Annotated in this window: 15 protein-coding genes; 9 read left to right on the forward strand and 6 right to left on the reverse strand. The window is 50.5% G+C overall.

Annotated features, from left to right (window positions below; genetic code table 11):
* Nucleotides 1–5 precede the first annotated feature (5 nt).
* On the reverse strand, nt 6–1,055 hold the full coding sequence (locus O4H49_RS02460) for an ABC transporter substrate-binding protein (protein WP_269421824.1): 1,050 nt from the start codon (nt 1,053–1,055) through the stop codon (nt 6–8).
* Between the two features lie 326 nt (nt 1,056–1,381).
* Between O4H49_RS02460 and O4H49_RS02465 the strand changes: the two genes are divergently transcribed.
* The gene (locus O4H49_RS02465; protein ID WP_269421825.1) at nt 1,382–3,058 is read left to right on the forward strand and encodes a PAS domain-containing sensor histidine kinase; all 1,677 of its coding nucleotides are present in this window, start codon (nt 1,382–1,384) and stop codon (nt 3,056–3,058) included.
* Nucleotides 3,059–3,184: 126 nt separating this feature from the next.
* Entirely contained in the window at nt 3,185–3,667 is a 483-nt protein-coding gene (locus O4H49_RS02470; RefSeq protein ID WP_269421826.1) for a PAS domain-containing protein, read from the forward strand.
* A 264-nt stretch (nt 3,668–3,931) separates the two neighbouring features.
* On the opposite strand, the gene O4H49_RS02475 is transcribed toward O4H49_RS02470, so the two are convergent.
* The 3 genes from O4H49_RS02475 to O4H49_RS02485 all read right to left on the reverse strand — a co-directional run bounded on the left by O4H49_RS02475 (nt 3,932) and on the right by O4H49_RS02485 (nt 6,156).
* Entirely contained in the window at nt 3,932–4,159 is a 228-nt protein-coding gene (locus tag O4H49_RS02475) for a DUF1127 domain-containing protein (RefSeq protein ID WP_269421827.1), read from the reverse strand.
* 252 nt (nt 4,160–4,411) lie between these two features.
* On the reverse strand, nt 4,412–4,951 hold the full coding sequence (locus O4H49_RS02480; RefSeq protein WP_269421828.1) for a protein phosphatase CheZ: 540 nt from the start codon (nt 4,949–4,951) through the stop codon (nt 4,412–4,414).
* 419 nt (nt 4,952–5,370) lie between these two features.
* Nucleotides 5,371–6,156, reverse strand: coding sequence for a DUF2189 domain-containing protein (locus O4H49_RS02485; protein WP_269421829.1), 786 nt, complete (start codon nt 6,154–6,156; stop codon nt 5,371–5,373).
* Between the two features lie 329 nt (nt 6,157–6,485).
* Here O4H49_RS02485 and O4H49_RS02490 point away from each other — a divergent pair, with 329 nt between their 5' ends.
* The 3 genes from O4H49_RS02490 to O4H49_RS02500 all read left to right on the forward strand — a co-directional run bounded on the left by O4H49_RS02490 (nt 6,486) and on the right by O4H49_RS02500 (nt 10,444).
* Nucleotides 6,486–7,859: an HD-GYP domain-containing protein gene (locus tag O4H49_RS02490; protein ID WP_269421830.1), complete on the forward strand. Its 1,374-nt coding sequence runs from the start codon at nt 6,486–6,488 to the stop codon at nt 7,857–7,859.
* Nucleotides 7,860–8,500: 641 nt separating this feature from the next.
* Nucleotides 8,501–9,070: a hypothetical protein gene (locus O4H49_RS02495; RefSeq protein ID WP_269421831.1), complete on the forward strand. Its 570-nt coding sequence runs from the start codon at nt 8,501–8,503 to the stop codon at nt 9,068–9,070.
* Between the two features lie 204 nt (nt 9,071–9,274).
* Nucleotides 9,275–10,444, forward strand: coding sequence for an acetyl-CoA acetyltransferase (locus tag O4H49_RS02500; protein WP_269421832.1), 1,170 nt, complete (start codon nt 9,275–9,277; stop codon nt 10,442–10,444).
* A 100-nt stretch (nt 10,445–10,544) separates the two neighbouring features.
* On the opposite strand, the gene O4H49_RS02505 is transcribed toward O4H49_RS02500, so the two are convergent.
* Nucleotides 10,545–11,066: a hypothetical protein gene (locus O4H49_RS02505; protein WP_269421833.1), complete on the reverse strand. Its 522-nt coding sequence runs from the start codon at nt 11,064–11,066 to the stop codon at nt 10,545–10,547.
* A 309-nt stretch (nt 11,067–11,375) separates the two neighbouring features.
* On the opposite strand from O4H49_RS02505, the gene O4H49_RS02510 reads away from it, so the two are divergent.
* Nucleotides 11,376–11,654 carry a hypothetical protein gene (locus tag O4H49_RS02510; RefSeq protein WP_269421834.1) on the forward strand — a complete coding sequence of 93 codons (279 nt, stop codon included), beginning with the start codon at nt 11,376–11,378 and terminating at the stop codon, nt 11,652–11,654.
* Between the two features lie 323 nt (nt 11,655–11,977).
* On the opposite strand, the gene O4H49_RS02515 is transcribed toward O4H49_RS02510, so the two are convergent.
* Nucleotides 11,978–12,862: a LysR family transcriptional regulator gene (locus O4H49_RS02515; RefSeq protein WP_269421835.1), complete on the reverse strand. Its 885-nt coding sequence runs from the start codon at nt 12,860–12,862 to the stop codon at nt 11,978–11,980.
* A gap of 132 nt (nt 12,863–12,994) precedes the next feature.
* Between O4H49_RS02515 and O4H49_RS02520 the strand changes: the two genes are divergently transcribed.
* From O4H49_RS02520 to O4H49_RS02530, 3 genes are all read left to right on the forward strand, one after another.
* Nucleotides 12,995–13,423: a carboxymuconolactone decarboxylase family protein gene (locus O4H49_RS02520; RefSeq protein WP_269421836.1), complete on the forward strand. Its 429-nt coding sequence runs from the start codon at nt 12,995–12,997 to the stop codon at nt 13,421–13,423.
* An 870-nt stretch (nt 13,424–14,293) separates the two neighbouring features.
* Entirely contained in the window at nt 14,294–15,163 is an 870-nt protein-coding gene (locus tag O4H49_RS02525) for a hypothetical protein (RefSeq protein ID WP_269421837.1), read from the forward strand.
* Nucleotides 15,164–15,167: 4 nt separating this feature from the next.
* Nucleotides 15,168–15,626: a helix-turn-helix domain-containing protein gene (locus O4H49_RS02530; protein ID WP_269421838.1), complete on the forward strand. Its 459-nt coding sequence runs from the start codon at nt 15,168–15,170 to the stop codon at nt 15,624–15,626.
* Nucleotides 15,627–15,749: the final 123 nt, after the last annotated feature.

A 15,749-nucleotide genomic window follows, 5' to 3' on the forward strand; every position in this document is an offset into this window, starting at 1 on the left:
TTATTCTAGTCACAGCTGTTCTTCCCCCAGCTTTGCCAGATTGCCCGGTTTTCCCCGAGCCACTTTTCTGCGGCCTCTTCATCGGTAAGGCCATCGGCGTCGACGAACGCGGCTACCTCACTGATCATGGCATTGGTGAAATCCATATCCTGTAAAATGGCATAGGCACAGGGCCAGGTGACGGACATTTTGTGCCAAGCAATCTTTTTCAACCAGCCGTCTTTGGGATTGCCACAATCGTACAGGCGCCTGGGGTTAATTCCCCAGGCAGGATCGGTTTCGCATTCTGGTGCATAGGAGGGGAATTCTATAAATTTTCCCCTGTAGCGGTTTTCGACCCAGTTCGGGCTCCAGTTGAAAAGAACAATGGGTTGTTTTATCTCACTGGCCCTGGCCAGCTCGATCCAGAGATCGTCTGCCGTTTTGGCGGGGGTGAGCACAAAATCCATATCCAGGGCACGGATCCGCGCCCGCTCGGGTTTTTCCCATGGCCCGGCAACATAGCGCCCTCTGGGTGCGGTATCCGGGCTGGCAAAGAGGGCGGCGCAATCGCGCAAGGCAGTCCAGTCCGGGAGACCAGGGCAAAGTTCTTCGGCGTATTCCGGATACCACCATTCTTCCCTGGTTTTGGCAGAATGGTCTCCGGCCTCGATTACCTGTCCATGGACTTTGATCTTTTCCAGATCATGGGCCATTGTTCCTTCCCAGACCTCGACCTGAATGTGTTCAAGTCCCCGGTGGAGCCGGGCCCATTGGTCTTTGGTAGAGACAAGCTTGTATTCAACTTTATACCCGTGAGTCTGATAGACCTCACCGAGTATTCTGGTCATGACCAACTGGCTGGTCCAGTCGTTGAGGATCAATCGTAAGGGGACGGGAGATTCAGGCACAGAAGCCTGCACCGGGGAGGGCTGAACCCCGATGAATATCATCAAGAAGGCTAACGCAGCGCCAAAGACAAGACGCAATCTGTTGAGCCATGCTCTGGCAGTGCCTGGATACAGATGATACCTGCTGTTATGGGAAGCCGGGAGTGAAACCTGATAGATTTGCATAACCACCGTTCATTCTGGTCAAGGTGCCGTCTGAGAAGATCTCTGTCTGCATAAGGCATCCGGATTGTCTTGCCCTGTCTTTTGGGCTTGTTTTCAGGACCGTTACCCTTGCTGCCCCGTTAGCTCTGACCAAGAATAGGACGAATATATTAAAAAATTGTTGGGTTATCCGGATTGTAAAACCGATAAACGCTTTCAACTATTTTCATGGAATGTCCGGCACCGGGAAAGAAGGGAGTTGTGAGGACCCCAGGGAAAGAATCTGCATGATGGCTCTTTCCATTTGTTTTTACCAAAGCTATGCTTTCGCCGGATGTGAGGCCTGAATGTCAGTTGAAATAAAGGGTGCCGTGGACAGTCTTGTCCCTGCACCGGAATTTGACGACAAGAACGAGGCGGCAGTGCTGATTTTGAGCAAGGATGCTTTGTCCCTGGTCGAGATGAATGCGCGGGCCGTTTCTATGCTTGGCTATACAAAACAGGAATTACAAACCCTTGCCCCGTCTGATCTGTTATTTGACAGATCCCTGAACCGATCCCCTGAAATGAGCTTTATCCGGGGGGATTCCCTGATATTGCGCCATGCAAACGGCCAGAAGATTTTTTGCAAATCGAGTTCTGGTGCAATTGTTATCGCTGGAAAATCACGTCTGGTTGTCACCCTGTCGCCGGAGACCAAGAAAGAGCGGAATGCCCGGATTGATGCGCTCTTGCATCTGGCGGTGGAGCAGATGCCTGATGCGATGATTGTCTATGACATGGATGATCGGCTGTTGTATTTCAACCAGGCCTATCGTCAGATTTTCCCCTATATGCCGCCATTGGAAGAGCTCGTCGGGAAGCATTTTTTCGATATTATCCGCATTACCATGAAAGCCCCCGGGGTTGTAATGGACCCGTTGTGTTATTCGGATCCGGAAGCCTATCTGGCCAAGCGACTGGAAAGACTGCACCATCCCAGTACGGGCATGTTTGAACAACCGTCTGCGGGGGGATGGCATCTGATCCATGAACAGCGTATTCCCGGGGTTGGTTTTGTCAGTTTGCGGCGGGATATTACCCGGGACAAACAGTTGCATGATGAAATGACAGCCGCAAATCACCGGCTGGAAGAAGCTGCCGGGGCGATGGAAAAGGCACATGCCGAAGCTGTTTCAGCCAGAATTTCTGCTGAACAGGCCAATCGGGCCAAAAGTGAATTTCTGGCTATGATGAGCCATGAATTACGAACGCCCCTCAATGCAATCATCGGGTTTTCTTCGGTGATGCAGCAGGAAATTTTTGGCCCGGTGGGAAATACGCGGTATCAGGAATATCCCGCGATGATCAATGATAGTGGCAGTCATCTTCTGGCGATCATCAACGATATTCTCGACCTTGCCAAAATCGAGGCAGGTAAAATGGAGCTTGACCGGCAATGGATGGACGGGAACGGGTTGATCATAGAATGCGCTCGACTGATGAGTGGCCTTGCCCTGTCACGTGAAGTGACGATCGAGCTTTACAGTGTCGGTCCAGAGGGCACTGTCATGCTCGATATTGACAAGGATATCCCTGTTTCGGGACAGATTTCTTCCGGGGACCAGGTTTCGGGAAAATTATTCTACGCTGATGCACGCATGAGCAAACAGATGGTGGTAAACCTGCTTTCGAATGCCTGTAAATTCACGCCTGCGAGCGGCACCATTCGCCTGTCCTATGACTGGAGTGATGCCAGAAGCCGGGAGATACGGGTCGAGGATACGGGGATCGGGATGTCCCCGGCTGACATTGCCCTGGCTTTACAGCCCTTCCGTCAGGTTGCGGATGTTTCTGTGACGACGGAATCAGGGACCGGCCTGGGGCTTCCTCTGGTCAAGAGCTTCGTCGAGATGCACGGGGGGCAGTTGGAAATAGACAGCAAGCTGGGCGAGGGAACGACAGCGCGGCTCCAGTTTCCTTTCGTGGCCGGATCAGACGCTCGAAAAACCCTGCCTGAGGGACGCAGTGCAGGAACAGAATGACATGATTTCCAGGAAACTTTTCGTCTGAGGCATGGTAGTCTATAATCCTGGGCAAGCAATCCAGGGGATAACCCCTCATATCAAGAGGCCTCCCGGACTGTTAGGAAGCTAGAGAAAGAAACCATTATGTTTCATGTGCGCTATCCAAGAAACAAGATCTATGATGAGAGTTTCCTGAAGATATGTGACCCGAAAATCCGGGCTTTCTATGAGTTTTATTGCAGTAAAAAACAAGGTCGTTCCATGCCGGAGCGAAAAGATTTTGACCCAATCGAGATGAAGCAGTTTCTCCCGGGGATTACGCTTGTCGATGTTGACCAGAAAACAGGAGATTTTACCTACAGGCTGGTTGGAACGGGGGAAGTCACCAAGCGGGGAAACGACCCGACGGGCAAGCTGGTGCGAGACCATTTTCATGGCGATCTCTGGGCCGAAACTGAGGAAAACTATCTTTATGTGTGCAAGTGCAAGAGCTTCATCTTTGATCAGTTGGATGAAGAATGGGATTCCGGATTACAGTTACATGATGAAGTTTTGTTCCTGCCATTGTCCAATGATGACAATCTGGTGAATATGGTGATGCTGTTTTGTATGCAGGAATACAAATAAGGTACTGTTTAAATAATTATTTTTATGTTTTTTCATAACAGATTTTAAAAAAGGCCCTGAAGAAAATCTTCAGGGCCTTTTTGCGGGATGTTGGGAAAGCTGCGAGCACAGTCAACGTATCTGATCCAGTCTGACCTTCCGGGATACGCCTCTTATAAAACATCTTTGTCAGAACCCTGCCATGCCGGACTACAGGCAGGAGATTCTTGGTGACAGAGGTTCTATACTGCGCGAGCTTTCACGCAAGCAGGCATGTCCGGGTAATCAGAGTTTGGAAACGATACCTTCGATATCACCACGGGACAGGCCGATGTCTTCGAGAACAGCGTCGCTGCAGTTATAGAGAGCGATGCGTGTCTGGCGACGCAGTTTGTAGGCTTCAATCGCTTCGATCATGGAGATGAAGAGGGTGCCCAGGGACAGGCCGATGCGCTGGGCATAGCCGGCTGTCGGATTAAGGGGAAGTGTTTCACTGAAAGTAACTGTAGCCATTGTTTTAACTCCTAAACAGTCGGTCAAATAAAGTTTAGACGCTTCGCGAAAAGGTTCGTGTCCGTCCGATGTGAAGGATGTAATCCGGCTGAGCGCATTTTACGAGCGGGATTTCTACAACTGAGATATGCAGAAAGCGCATGTCATAAAACCGACATTTTCTGCGCCTTTCAGCGTTCTATAGAGGGGATGGAAAGCAATTTGTGCTGAAAAGGTATGCCGAGCTATGTTTCGGGGTAAAACCCGGACAGTTTAATCAAACAGGGCATCGATATCATCCTGGGAGATGGCCTCATCCGCGACAATGGCCGGGCCATCCATGGAAACTTCATCATCCGGCTCTTCTTGTGCCGAGATCGCAGCCCCTTTGTCGATGATAGCCTCTTGCCCAAAGATAGAGATCATGGCGTTGACCCTGTCTTCAACAAATTGCAGGGACTGGAGGATCTTGGTTACCCGCTGCCCGGTCAGATCCTGAAAGCTGCAAGCCTCAAGCGTATCCAGAGAATAGGCCGTTATCTTGTCGCAAAGGTCATTGCGGACAGCTTCATCAGCCTCGGCGCGGATATCATCAACAATATCCAGAACACCTTCGCTTGCCTTGAGGATCTGGTCTGAAGCCTCTTCGGTATTCCGCACAAGGGCATCAAGTTGTACGGACATGTTTTCAAAGTCTGTCCGTTCCCCTTTTTTGCGGCTGGTGTCAGCAAGTTCCTGACGCAGACGATCCATATACATGATCAGCTTATCAACTTCTTGACGAAGACGTATGTCTATCGTTGAGGGCGCCATTTTCTGTCTGATCCCGATCTATCTACGGTAAGGGCAAGAAAAAACATTCCGAGGTATCGAGACAAACTCGCGAATGCTTGAAAGAAAGACTGGATGTTTACGAAGGTAATCCAAAAGAGGAATACTCCCTAAAGGTAGAAAAATCATTCCGGTATTGATGATGTCCCTTGTGATTTTAGCCACCCACATAGCGAACCCTTCTTTCAAAACAGCAGTTTAGACATCTGCAATTAACGTGAAGTTAAAGCAGGATGCCTGGTCGAACAATTGTTATTATTTATCCTCTTTGCGAGTAATAGTACCTTGGATGGAACTTTTTGTCATTTGTCTTGATCCTGTCTTTTATCTGCTCTCTGGCAGTGAACGGTTGGCTGATTGTTAGATATACATCAAATATTTTCTGTCGATGCGTAAGGGAATCATAGTGTCGTTGGACCTATGGCCTTACGATAGAGGTGCCATGTTGCATGCCCGAGAACGGGGAGGACCACAAAGAGCGCAAGCAGGCCAGTCAGGAGGGAGACGGCAATGAGGACAGCAATTGTCGCGCACCAGAGAGCCATGGGCAGAGGGTTCTTGATCACCAGTTTGACGCTGGTGATCAGGGCGGTAATAAAATCGATATCCCGGTGATAAAGCAGGGGAAAGGATACCGCAGAATAGGAAAAGACGACAAAAGAGATCAGCACCCCGGCAGTATTGCCAACCAGCAGAAAAATCAGGCCGCGGGAGGTGGTCATGATTTCATGGATCAGTTCGGGGAGCGTGAAGAGTTTAAAGCCGAAAAAGCTGAAGGTGAGAAAAGCGGCGATATCCAGCCAGATAAACAGGGAAAAACCTGTGACAAGCGCCATCCAGCCGAGATCACGCTCGAACATCGAGCGGACGACAGCAAAAGTTTTTGCCCAGTTCAGGGGCTGTTTTTCTTCCAGTTGGTGGCTGATGAAATAAAACCCTCCGGCGATGAAAGGCGCGATGAGGGCAAAGCCAACGGCAAGAGGATAGACAAGGTACGGCATGTCGAAATGAAAGAGTAACAGGATCAGCAGCCACCCGCCGATGGCATAGATCCCGCCAAAAAACAGGCAGTACCGGGCTGCAGCCCTGAAATCATCAAAACCTGCTTTGAGAATATCGGCAATGTCCCGGGTGGTAATCTTTTTAATCTCAAGAGCGTGTGTGGCTCTCGGTGGATTGTCGGCCATTTTTCTTTTCCCCGTTTTTGCAGTTCATTTTTGTGTCGGGCTGTTTATTTCACCCGGTGACTGCTTCTGTGACTGCTTAAGTCTTTGCAACAGAATAGAATAATACTGAGAGCTTTACATCCTAATTTTTTCCTTCTCCCGTTATAGGGGCAAGATTCTGAGATTTTTGTGTCTTTCACTTCTGGGGATTGAGTGGGGCTCTCCTCAGCTTTCGCAAGAATTCTGTGGAGGTTTTGTACACAAGCTTCAGCAGTTTTTAACCTGTGTGCTCTAACTCTGGTGCCTGGAAAACTTGACAGTATAATCAGGAACCGACAGGAGCCCATGGAATGGTGGTAGAAGATCTGGCGGTAAAGAAGGCAGGCCAGATACGTTTGTCCGAACTGCTGTCTGCCCTCAGTCATGCGCTTGACCTGACCGAAGGACAGCCTGTTGGCCACTGTATCCGCTGCTGCTGGATTGGTATCCGTCTGGGTGAGCATATGGGGTTGAAAAGCGATGAGCTGTCAGATCTCTATTATACCCTCCTGCTCAAGGATCTTGGTTGCAGCAGCAATGCAGCCCGGATCTGCAGCCACTATCTGACAGATGACATCGGCTTCAAGCGCGATTTCAAAAAGGTCGATGGCAGCTTGACCAAAGTGCTGGGTTTTGTGCTTTCCCATACCGGGATGCAGGCCGGGATGGCGGAACGTTTCCGCGCTGTGTTGAATATTTTGCAAAATGGCGGTGAATTGGCTCGGGAGTTGATTGAAACCCGGTGTCACCGCGGTGCTGATATTGCGGGAAAAATGCATTTTAGTGACAGGGTGACTGAAGGCATTCGCAACCTTGATGAACACTGGGATGGATCGGGCCTGCCCGAACGGCGCAAGGGGGAGGAAATTCCGCTTTTCTCGCAGATTGCGCTTTTGGCACAAGTGGTTGATGTTTTTTCCTCTGACGATGATCCGGCGATGACCATCAAGGAAATCGAACAGCGTTCTGGCAGCTGGTTTTCGCCCGGGCTGGTGCTCGCCTTTGTCGCGCTGGCAAAAGATGCCTCTTTCTGGGAGGCATTGAGGGATCCCGGTCTGGACAAGGTTATCTATCTTTACGAGCCGGGGCAGGCTGCGCGTTACGTTGACGAGGACTATCTTGATGATATTGCCGAAGCTTTTGCCCAGGTGGTGGATTCAAAGAGCCCCTTTACGGCTGGGCACAGTGAAAGGGTAACTGTGCTGGCAGACCTGATCGCCCAGCGCATGGGGTTTTCAGACGAACAGCGGCGCTGGCTGCGTCGTGCCGCGCTGCTACATGACATCGGCAAGCTGGGCATCAGCAACTCGATCCTGGATAAACCGGGGAAACTGACTGATGAGGAGTTTACCCAGATCAAGCTACATCCGGTTTATTCCGAAAATATTCTTAGCCGGATCAAAGCCCTGCAGGATCTCGTACCTGTCGCTGTCGGGCATCATGAACGGCTGGACGGGAAGGGGTATCCCTATGGTCTCAAAGGCGACGAAATCCCGCTGGAAACCCGTATTGTTACCGTGGCCGATATTTTTGATGCCTTGAGTGCGGATCGGCCCTATCGCGCTGCAATGCCGCTGGAAAAGGCCCTGGCGATTATGCAGGACATGGTCGATAGCGCCATCGATCCGGAATGTTTTGCCATGCTCAAAGAGGTTATTGTGGATCTTGAGCAGGCGGTGGCGTGAAAGCTGTCGCTTTGCGATGGCACGCGAAAAGGAGAGAGGGGGGAGAAGGAACGGCCTGACCCGCATTCCAGGTTCTGCGGAGGTTTTTATCGCTGGTATTTTCAGTCCCGTTTTCCCGGTCCTCATCCAACGAATGCTTTAGCCTGTCCGTCTTATAAAACCTGTTTTGTGAACCGGTCATTTTGCACTACGGCAATGGGGGAGATCACCTCATTTACAAGACCTGATCCATTCAACCCTGTATCCACTATCCTCCTGAAATATTAACAAGGGATTAGCAAAATTCTTCCCTGAAAAACGAGTTGTTTTTTCGAGAAGGGAGGGACAAAAAACAGAATTTTCGGCTGAAAGATTTCAAGGGTAGTCTATTGAATTTTAACTGATATTCCAGATTCCTCTTGACCCTGTTGCACGGGGTGTCAATAATCGCCCCATCTTTCTTTAGAGGTGAGGCAAGGGTATCTGCATGAACCCGCGGGAGGAGACTCCGGCAGTTTTATCTCAGTGCATCAAGCCTCATATCATAGAAAGAAAATCCGCGTAGAACGGATTGATCGAAAATGTTTACGTCAGGCCATTCCTAGTTATTTTCGAAACTGCACGTTTTCCTGCCGGAAGATTGTAACTTCGCGGAGAAAAGTATGACCTGTTACGATCCCGACGCGTCGCCTCACGGGTGGCCGCAGTATCCTCAAAAAACCCGCAGCTATCCGCTGCAAAATTATAACTTCCAGCCTTCTGAGCTTCTGGTGCTTGATCTGTTACGGGGTTTTTGCCGAAGTTACGCTGACCCGGATTCACTTGCCTGGGAGCAGGTCTTCGAACAGGCAGAGCAACAGCTGGGGCCGTATGACGGCGCCTGGGTTGTCAGTGCCGTCGGGCGTTTGATCCGGTCAATCCGCAAAGCCCGGAAAACCCCTTTCGAATTTATCGTATCCTGCTGCCCGGACTGTCGGCGGATGATCTGTGCCACCGAACTTAACGTTCTCTGGCTGGTTCAGGCGGTAAGACAGGAAAACATGATGTCGATGGAAACAGCGGCGGTCCTGGTACTGGATAACCACAACACACCGGATTTACTTGAAAGTGTCACTCATCTTGGATCGGTCTTGCGAGAGGTCTTCCCGGATGAGGGCCGTGGAAAATCCTCTGAAGAAGGTGCGGGGGGAGGCCATTCCGGTTTTCCGAAATACCCTTTCACAACCCATTGAGAGTATAAAAAAGAGTGATAATGCTGCTTTTTAAAAGCAGGGTTTGTATTTTTGCCATGCCGCACTGCAACATTACCTTAGGGGGTGGAGCCGGGACTGTGGTAGATTAGGTGACACACTGATTTATCTGACCGTTCAGCCTGATCTGTCGATCTTGCTGGGGCAATCCCTGTGGGCTTCAGCCCTGGTTCTGGAGGAAAAAGCATGTCTACCTGTATTGTTGGTTGGGCTCACACCCCTTTTGGCAAGTTGCCGGACGAAGATGTCGAAAGCCTGATTACCCAGGTCAGTCGGCAGGCCCTGGCTGATGCCCAGATCGAAGGCGCTGATGTTGACGAGGTGGTCCTGGGGACATTTAACGAGGGTTTTTCTCCGCAGGGGTTTCCGGCTTCCCTGATTTTACAGAGCGATGATGCCTTGCGCTTCAAGCCAGCCGTCCGGGTGGAAAATGCCTGCGCGACAGGCTCGGCGGCCATTCATCATGGCTTGCGGGCTATTGAATCCGGCGCGGCGCGTATTGTTCTGGTGGTCGGGGTGGAAAAGATGACTGCCCTGCCGGGAGAAGACATTGCCAAGACCCTGCTCAAGGCGGCCTATCTGAAAGAGGAAGGCGATATCCGGGGCGGTTTTGCCGGGGTTTTTGCCCGGATCTGTGATCTCTATTATCAGCAGTTTGGCGAGCAGACCGACGCGTTGGCCCATATTGCAGCTAAAAATCATGCCAACGGTGTTCACAATCCGCTGGCGCAGATCCGCAAAGATCTGGGTTATGAGTTCTGTCGCAGCCTGTCGGATAAAAATCCGGTGGTGGTCGGCAATCTGAAACGCACGGACTGCTCACTGGTCTCTGATGGTGCCGCGGCACTGGTCCTGGCAGACGAGGAAACCGCCCGGCAGATGGAGCGGGCTGTACGCTTTCGCGCCACAAGTCAGGTCAGTGATTTCCTGCCCATGAGCAAACGCGATATTGTGCGTTTTGAGGGCTGTACCCGGGCCTGGCATCAGGCCTTGCAACGGGCTGATGTCACGCTGGACGACCTGTCGTTTGTCGAGACCCACGACTGTTTTACCATTGCCGAGCTGATTGAATATGAAGCCATGGGTCTCACCGCCCCGGGACAAGGGTTTCGCGCTCTGAAAGAAGGATGGGTCTATCCCGGGGGCAAGTTGCCGGTAAATCTTTCGGGAGGACTGAAATCAAAAGGTCATCCGGTGGGGGCGACAGGTGTGTCCATGCACGTCTTGTCCGCCATGCAGTTGACGGGAACTGCACCTTCGGAAGTGCAGGTGAAAAACCCGAAACTGGCCGGGATCTATAATATGGGCGGGGCGGCGGTTGCCAGCTATGTCTCTATCCTTGAGCCGCTGGTCTGATTGCACCCTCCCGGATTGAGAGGCAATTCATCAAGATAACACAAGGCCCGCTTTTGGCGGGCCTTGTCACGTGTGCTCCGGCTTGGAGGGCAAGGAGCGATCAGCCGGTTAAATTCCAGAGCGCACGGATCAGGGCAATCTGGGCCATGACGATATAGGCCATCAGCATAAAGAGCATAATGTAGCGGTGAATGTCTGACTCGCCGCTGGATTTGAGTGAGCGCACATGCTGGGCCGAGGTCGAGAGATGTTCGGCAATATCCCGGATCTTGCGCTGTTCGTTGATCTGCCAGAACTGCAGGAATATTTCCGTGACGATAGCGAAGATGCTGAGGATAAACGAGCAGGCAGAAAGATAGTTGACGAATTTGAGATCGTGAACATTGGCCCGGGCCAGCAGGTATATGGCAACAAAGGCGAGGGTGAGATATGCCATGCTATGCCATTGTTTTTGCTTGGCAAAAAGAAGGTTGTCGCCTGCTTCTTTGTATAGCGTGAGAAATTCGGCGTGGCTCAGATCATCCAGTTCGCTCTCGATGTGTTCAAAGTCATCATCGTCGTCATCCCGCTCACGATCACGTCCTGGCGGCGCTTTTCCTCTGGGAGGGGGAGTGGCTGGCATTGCTGACATCCTCTGCTCTTTCCGATCTTCTGATGAGAACATCCACCAGCGAGACCGGTACCAGGGACATTCCTCTTCGTTATCTGAACAGCGCTTAAGGAATGACTGGTTGGTAAAACCAAGATTTCTAAACGTTATGCTGAAGCCATTTTGCAACCTAACCTGTTAATAAAGAGTTTCTTTTTCAATATCCGACCTGCCATGAAAACCAGGCCATCGGTCGAAAATAATTTTGTCTTCAGGAAACTGGCCCGAAACTTGTAAGGAAAGTGAAGACAGTTTGTGTTATGATTGCCCGGAGGTGAAGAGATGCATGGTTTGGGAATGATGGTGACCGCTTCAGATCTTTCTATCAGGTTTTTACACCGGGCTATTCTGGCAAAAATATCCCGAACCCGTCCTCTCGTTCTGGGCGGGGTGCTGTTGGGACTGGCGGCCTGCAGTACCCAAAAAGCCGATCCTGAGGAAATAACCATTATCTATGCGTCCGAACCTGCGGCCTATTGTTATCGTTCTCTGGCAAATGTGGATTGTTATGAACAGCCTGTGCCGGAAAAAGAACGCACACTTCTGACGGTTTCACCCTAAGGGGTTCTCTCTGGTTGTCGCGATTTTTATGTCCGGGGCGGGGGAGGTATTTGTTTCTCCTGCCAGCCTGTTATTCTCTCCACCTCAATGTCTCTATCCAGTGAGGTGTTTTGCGGGCTTTTTTGCCGATGGATCGCCGCTTTGGTCGTTCAGGCTCCACATCGGAAGGACCAATAAATATGTCCTGGTTATATGTCAGGCTGTGTCTTTATTTGACGCTGATCATTTAATTATTCGTCTGATTTTAGAAAGAGCGCGAGAAAAACATATCAGCGCCTGATCCCTTCAGAACATTGACGCCAAACAACCTTTGCATAATGTTCTTAAAACTCGGCATGCTCTGCCAAAAAATCCAAAAACACCCGGATATGTCTAACGACATTGTGCTCGGAATAGTAAACCGCAGATATCGGGATTGCATGTGGCACAATCTGATTTTCAAGAATGGGCACGAGCTCTCCTCGTGCAACTTCCGTTCGTACAGTGAAGTCTGAAAGGCACAGAATTCCATTGCCATGCAGAGCCAGCTGTTTGAGTGTTTCACTGTTATTGGCAGTCAAATGGGGGGTGATTTTCAGCCAGTCCCCATTTTCTGTCTTGATCGGCCAGTTATTGAGGGATGGTGCTTGTGAGAACCCGAGGCACTTATGGTCTTTCAGGCTTGTTACATCCAAAGGTTTTCCATGCTTGTGAATGTAATCTGGCGAGGCAAAAAAGGCCCGCCGAACGGAACCTATTTTTCTTGCCTTCATCCCGGAATCTTTCAGCTCGCCAATCCGAATAGAAATATCGACTTTCTTTTCAATCAGATCAGTAATGTTTTCATTCCCCTCAAGTGAAAGGCGGATCCCCGGGTAAAGATCTGTAAATTTTGACAAAATTGGCGCGAGCATATGCAGTGTAAAAGATGTCGCGGCATCAATAGTCAAATGCCCTTCAAGTTCGGCATTGTTATCGGCAAAGTGTGAGCGAATTTCGTGCAGGTTATCCAGTGTTTTTATCGCACGATTCCGCAACCATACCCCTTCACCCGTCAGGGTAATCTTGCGGGTTGTGCGGTTAAACAGTGTCGTTTTCAGCTGTAGCTCAAGGTTTTTGATGCTTCTGCTAACAACGGATGGCGCAATGTCCAGGTGCCGCGCTGCCTGGACAAAACTCCCTGCTTCTGTTGTGGCGATAAATATCTTTAGGTCATCAAGTTTGAGCATGGTGATGTCATCTTGCCATTAGTGCTGATTTAGCAATTATAAAAATACAAAATATGCATTTTTTACAACAATACTTGAGGGTAAAAAAACTTTCCATCCTTTAAATCATCCTTCAAAAACAAGAGATTTTATATGACGCGTATTGATATTGCCAAAGTCCAGCCCGCCGCCTATGACGCCATGTTCGGGCTGGAAAAGTATTTGGAAACCTCGGATCTTGAGCCCATTTTGATCGAGCTTGTCAAAATCCGGGCCTCTCAAATAAACGGCTGTGCCTATTGTATCCAAATGCATACAAAAGCAGCACTGGGGAAAGGAGAGGCTGTTGAACGTATTTTCGCCTTATCCGCCTGGAAAGAGTCCCCGATGTTTTCTGATCAGGAACGTGCTGTTCTGGCTCTGACAGAGGAAATGACCCATATATCCCGACAGGGAGTTACAGATCGTGTTTATGCTCAAGTACAAGAACATTTCAACGAAGAGCAGATTGGCCAGATCATAATGCTGGTCACAACAATCAATGCCTGGAACAGAATTGCATTGGCTATCCAGATCCAGTAGCCAGAAATGGCTTTGCGGAGGTAAATAAAGAGACAGTATGGGCATAACAGAACCAATGTCGATATTTCTCTGTCTATATCTCCGTTAGTAATATCCCTCCGGATTGTATCAGGCACATCTGTGGCTCAGGACGTTCTTCAAAAGGACAGCTTTCCAGGAAAGAACGTCCGGGAGTCTTGCGGGTGCCTTCCGGGGGGCATAACCTGACGGCAATGACTGTCGAGCAGGTTCGGGGAACAGATCTCTGGCGCATAGTTATAGGGCCTTGGTCTTTTTAGGTGCTTGAGGGAAAGGTCGGTCACCCGCTCGGCGAAGAAGTTCCTGTTGGTTCCGAGGCAAATGACAGCAGGATCGAACCACCTGCCTTCATCCATTTTTTATGCTGAAAATCAGCGTAAAGTGCTCGACAAGGCTCCAGGGCGTCTTTGTGGGTAAAGAGGGCATCAGGCTGACGACATCTGGTCAAGCCAGTCCGTCGTATCCGAATGGATCTGGCAATCGGATCTGGCAAAACTGACCTGGATCGCAGCGAGAAATAAAACTAAGGGGGTATGCAATCGGGTTTTAACCTCAGCATCCCTTGTCCTTCTTGGCAGTCAGGCTACTGACACGTTTACACACCTTCCTTTCCTACTCCACTTACCAATTGTCGATCTGCCAAAGTTGGCAGGAGCCTTCAGGGGCGCCTTGAATATGTGATGCTTGGCGGGAAAGGCGCTATTTGTAAGGGATCATGGGGCTTGTGCTTTGATAGATATAATTAAATTCAATAACTATCTAATTTTATAGTTGCATTAGTTAATTAAGATTAATACTATCATCTAACAAAATATATAGATGGGCGCGACAAGCGCTCTGCAGGGGGACACTGTGAAGAGAACGCAACTGGATATGCGCCGGTTCGAGAAAGTGGTGGCATTGCTTGATTCAGCGGTCGAGGGTGAGGCTTCGGCAGCTTTTGGTCGTGCCAGGCATTTGCTCGCCAGCGCAGGAGTCAGCTTTCAGGAGCTGATGGTGGGGACCTCCGTTGCGGAAGGTGGCAAGTTTGCATCTGCTCAGGAGCAGGCGCAAGAACACCAGCTTGAATCTTTACGGTGGTCCCTTGCCCGTCAAGAGTTGCAGATCGCAACCCTGCGTCAGGCCGTTGAGGAGAAATCGGCAGTTATCAAGAAAGAACAGGAAAAGCGTTTTTTACTGGAACGTGAACTCTCCGGTGTTCGTAAGGCGCTTGCTGTGCAGATGGAAGAGGCGTTGAACCGACGAGAAGAAGCAGAGAAACTCTTTCGTGATCTGTCGCGGTCGCGGTCAGAGGCTCTGGAACTTCTCCGTGAGATGGAGCAGCTAAAGTCGGCAGGCAACGACAAAAAAAATCAGGATACTGGCACCTTGAAAAAGGATGTCCGTTTTGATGAACAGGTTATGGTCCCGGCTCCCGGTGCTGTGCGAAATGGAACGGCGGGTGTAATGCCTTCTGCTTCCTCGGGTCCAAACCAGCCGGTCGGGAAAAAACTCTCTTCTTCGTCTTCGTCTTCTGGGGCTAAGGGGCAAGGGGCGCTTGATCTTGTCGGGGGGCGCGATAATGAAGGGGGGCAGCAGTATCGCTGGGCTCCTGTGGAACAGCGTCACTACACGGTAACGGCGACGGCCAGTCGCCCGGGCAATGACGATCCCGGTTTTGAAGAGCCTGGCTTCAGGATTACAACTCCTGTCGGGACGAAAACGGCGCGGGTCGAGGCATAGGTTTATGGCTGGACGTCGAAAAGCAGACGGGGGCAGGGCGGACACGGCCTCTGTCGAGCGTTTGAAACAATTACAGGACAGTCTGCGTGAGTCTGTTGCCCAGATGGAGCAGTGGGGGACTTGGGCCCAGAACCTTCTGGAAAGCCGGGATGGTGAAATTGCTGCGTTACAGGCGCGGGTTGATGCGTTGGAGCAGCGTCTGTTGCGTGAAAGCAGTGATGAACCCCGTCTGACAAATGCCGAAAAACGTGAAGCTATTACGGCTTATCTGAAAGATCCGGAGCGCCGGAACTGGTCTGATCGCGAGATAGCCCGCCAGGTGGGGACATCCCCCCAAACGGTTGCCAACTGGCGTCAGCGGCTGTCGCTGACCAGCCGTAAAGGGCAGGATCGTACGGTGATACGTGGTGGCAAGGTCTTCAAGATGCGCACCGATAATATCGGACAGGGTAAAGGTGAGTAACCTGAGCTGTTTTCTCGCCAGCCTGTATTCTCAAGAGTTTTTGCCTATTTTTTATCCCTGTTATCACAAGGGTAATGTTGCGGTTTTTTTTCAAAAATGCTGCGCGGTAAGATATTGGAATAC

Origin of the sequence: Kiloniella laminariae (assembly GCF_027214005.1) — a bacterium.
In the GTDB taxonomy this organism is placed as follows: domain Bacteria; phylum Pseudomonadota; class Alphaproteobacteria; order Kiloniellales; family Kiloniellaceae; genus Kiloniella; species Kiloniella laminariae_A.

Bases quoted from the DNA above. Each gene is read 5' to 3' on its own strand.
- O4H49_RS02460 (WP_269421824.1), bottom strand. From the start codon at position 1,055: ATGCAAATCTATCAGGTTTCACTCCCGGCTTCCCATAACAGCAGGTAT.
- O4H49_RS02465 (WP_269421825.1), top strand. From the start codon at position 1,382: ATGTCAGTTGAAATAAAGGGTGCCGTGGACAGTCTTGTCCCTGCACCG.
- O4H49_RS02470 (WP_269421826.1), top strand. From the start codon at position 3,185: ATGTTTCATGTGCGCTATCCAAGAAACAAGATCTATGATGAGAGTTTC.
- O4H49_RS02475 (WP_269421827.1), bottom strand. From the start codon at position 4,159: ATGGCTACAGTTACTTTCAGTGAAACACTTCCCCTTAATCCGACAGCC.
- O4H49_RS02480 (WP_269421828.1), bottom strand. From the start codon at position 4,951: ATGGCGCCCTCAACGATAGACATACGTCTTCGTCAAGAAGTTGATAAG.
- O4H49_RS02485 (WP_269421829.1), bottom strand. From the start codon at position 6,156: ATGGCCGACAATCCACCGAGAGCCACACACGCTCTTGAGATTAAAAAG.
- O4H49_RS02490 (WP_269421830.1), top strand. From the start codon at position 6,486: ATGGTGGTAGAAGATCTGGCGGTAAAGAAGGCAGGCCAGATACGTTTG.
- O4H49_RS02495 (WP_269421831.1), top strand. From the start codon at position 8,501: ATGACCTGTTACGATCCCGACGCGTCGCCTCACGGGTGGCCGCAGTAT.
- O4H49_RS02500 (WP_269421832.1), top strand. From the start codon at position 9,275: ATGTCTACCTGTATTGTTGGTTGGGCTCACACCCCTTTTGGCAAGTTG.
- O4H49_RS02505 (WP_269421833.1), bottom strand. From the start codon at position 11,066: ATGCCAGCCACTCCCCCTCCCAGAGGAAAAGCGCCGCCAGGACGTGAT.
- O4H49_RS02510 (WP_269421834.1), top strand. From the start codon at position 11,376: ATGCATGGTTTGGGAATGATGGTGACCGCTTCAGATCTTTCTATCAGG.
- O4H49_RS02515 (WP_269421835.1), bottom strand. From the start codon at position 12,862: ATGCTCAAACTTGATGACCTAAAGATATTTATCGCCACAACAGAAGCA.
- O4H49_RS02520 (WP_269421836.1), top strand. From the start codon at position 12,995: ATGACGCGTATTGATATTGCCAAAGTCCAGCCCGCCGCCTATGACGCC.
- O4H49_RS02530 (WP_269421838.1), top strand. From the start codon at position 15,168: ATGGCTGGACGTCGAAAAGCAGACGGGGGCAGGGCGGACACGGCCTCT.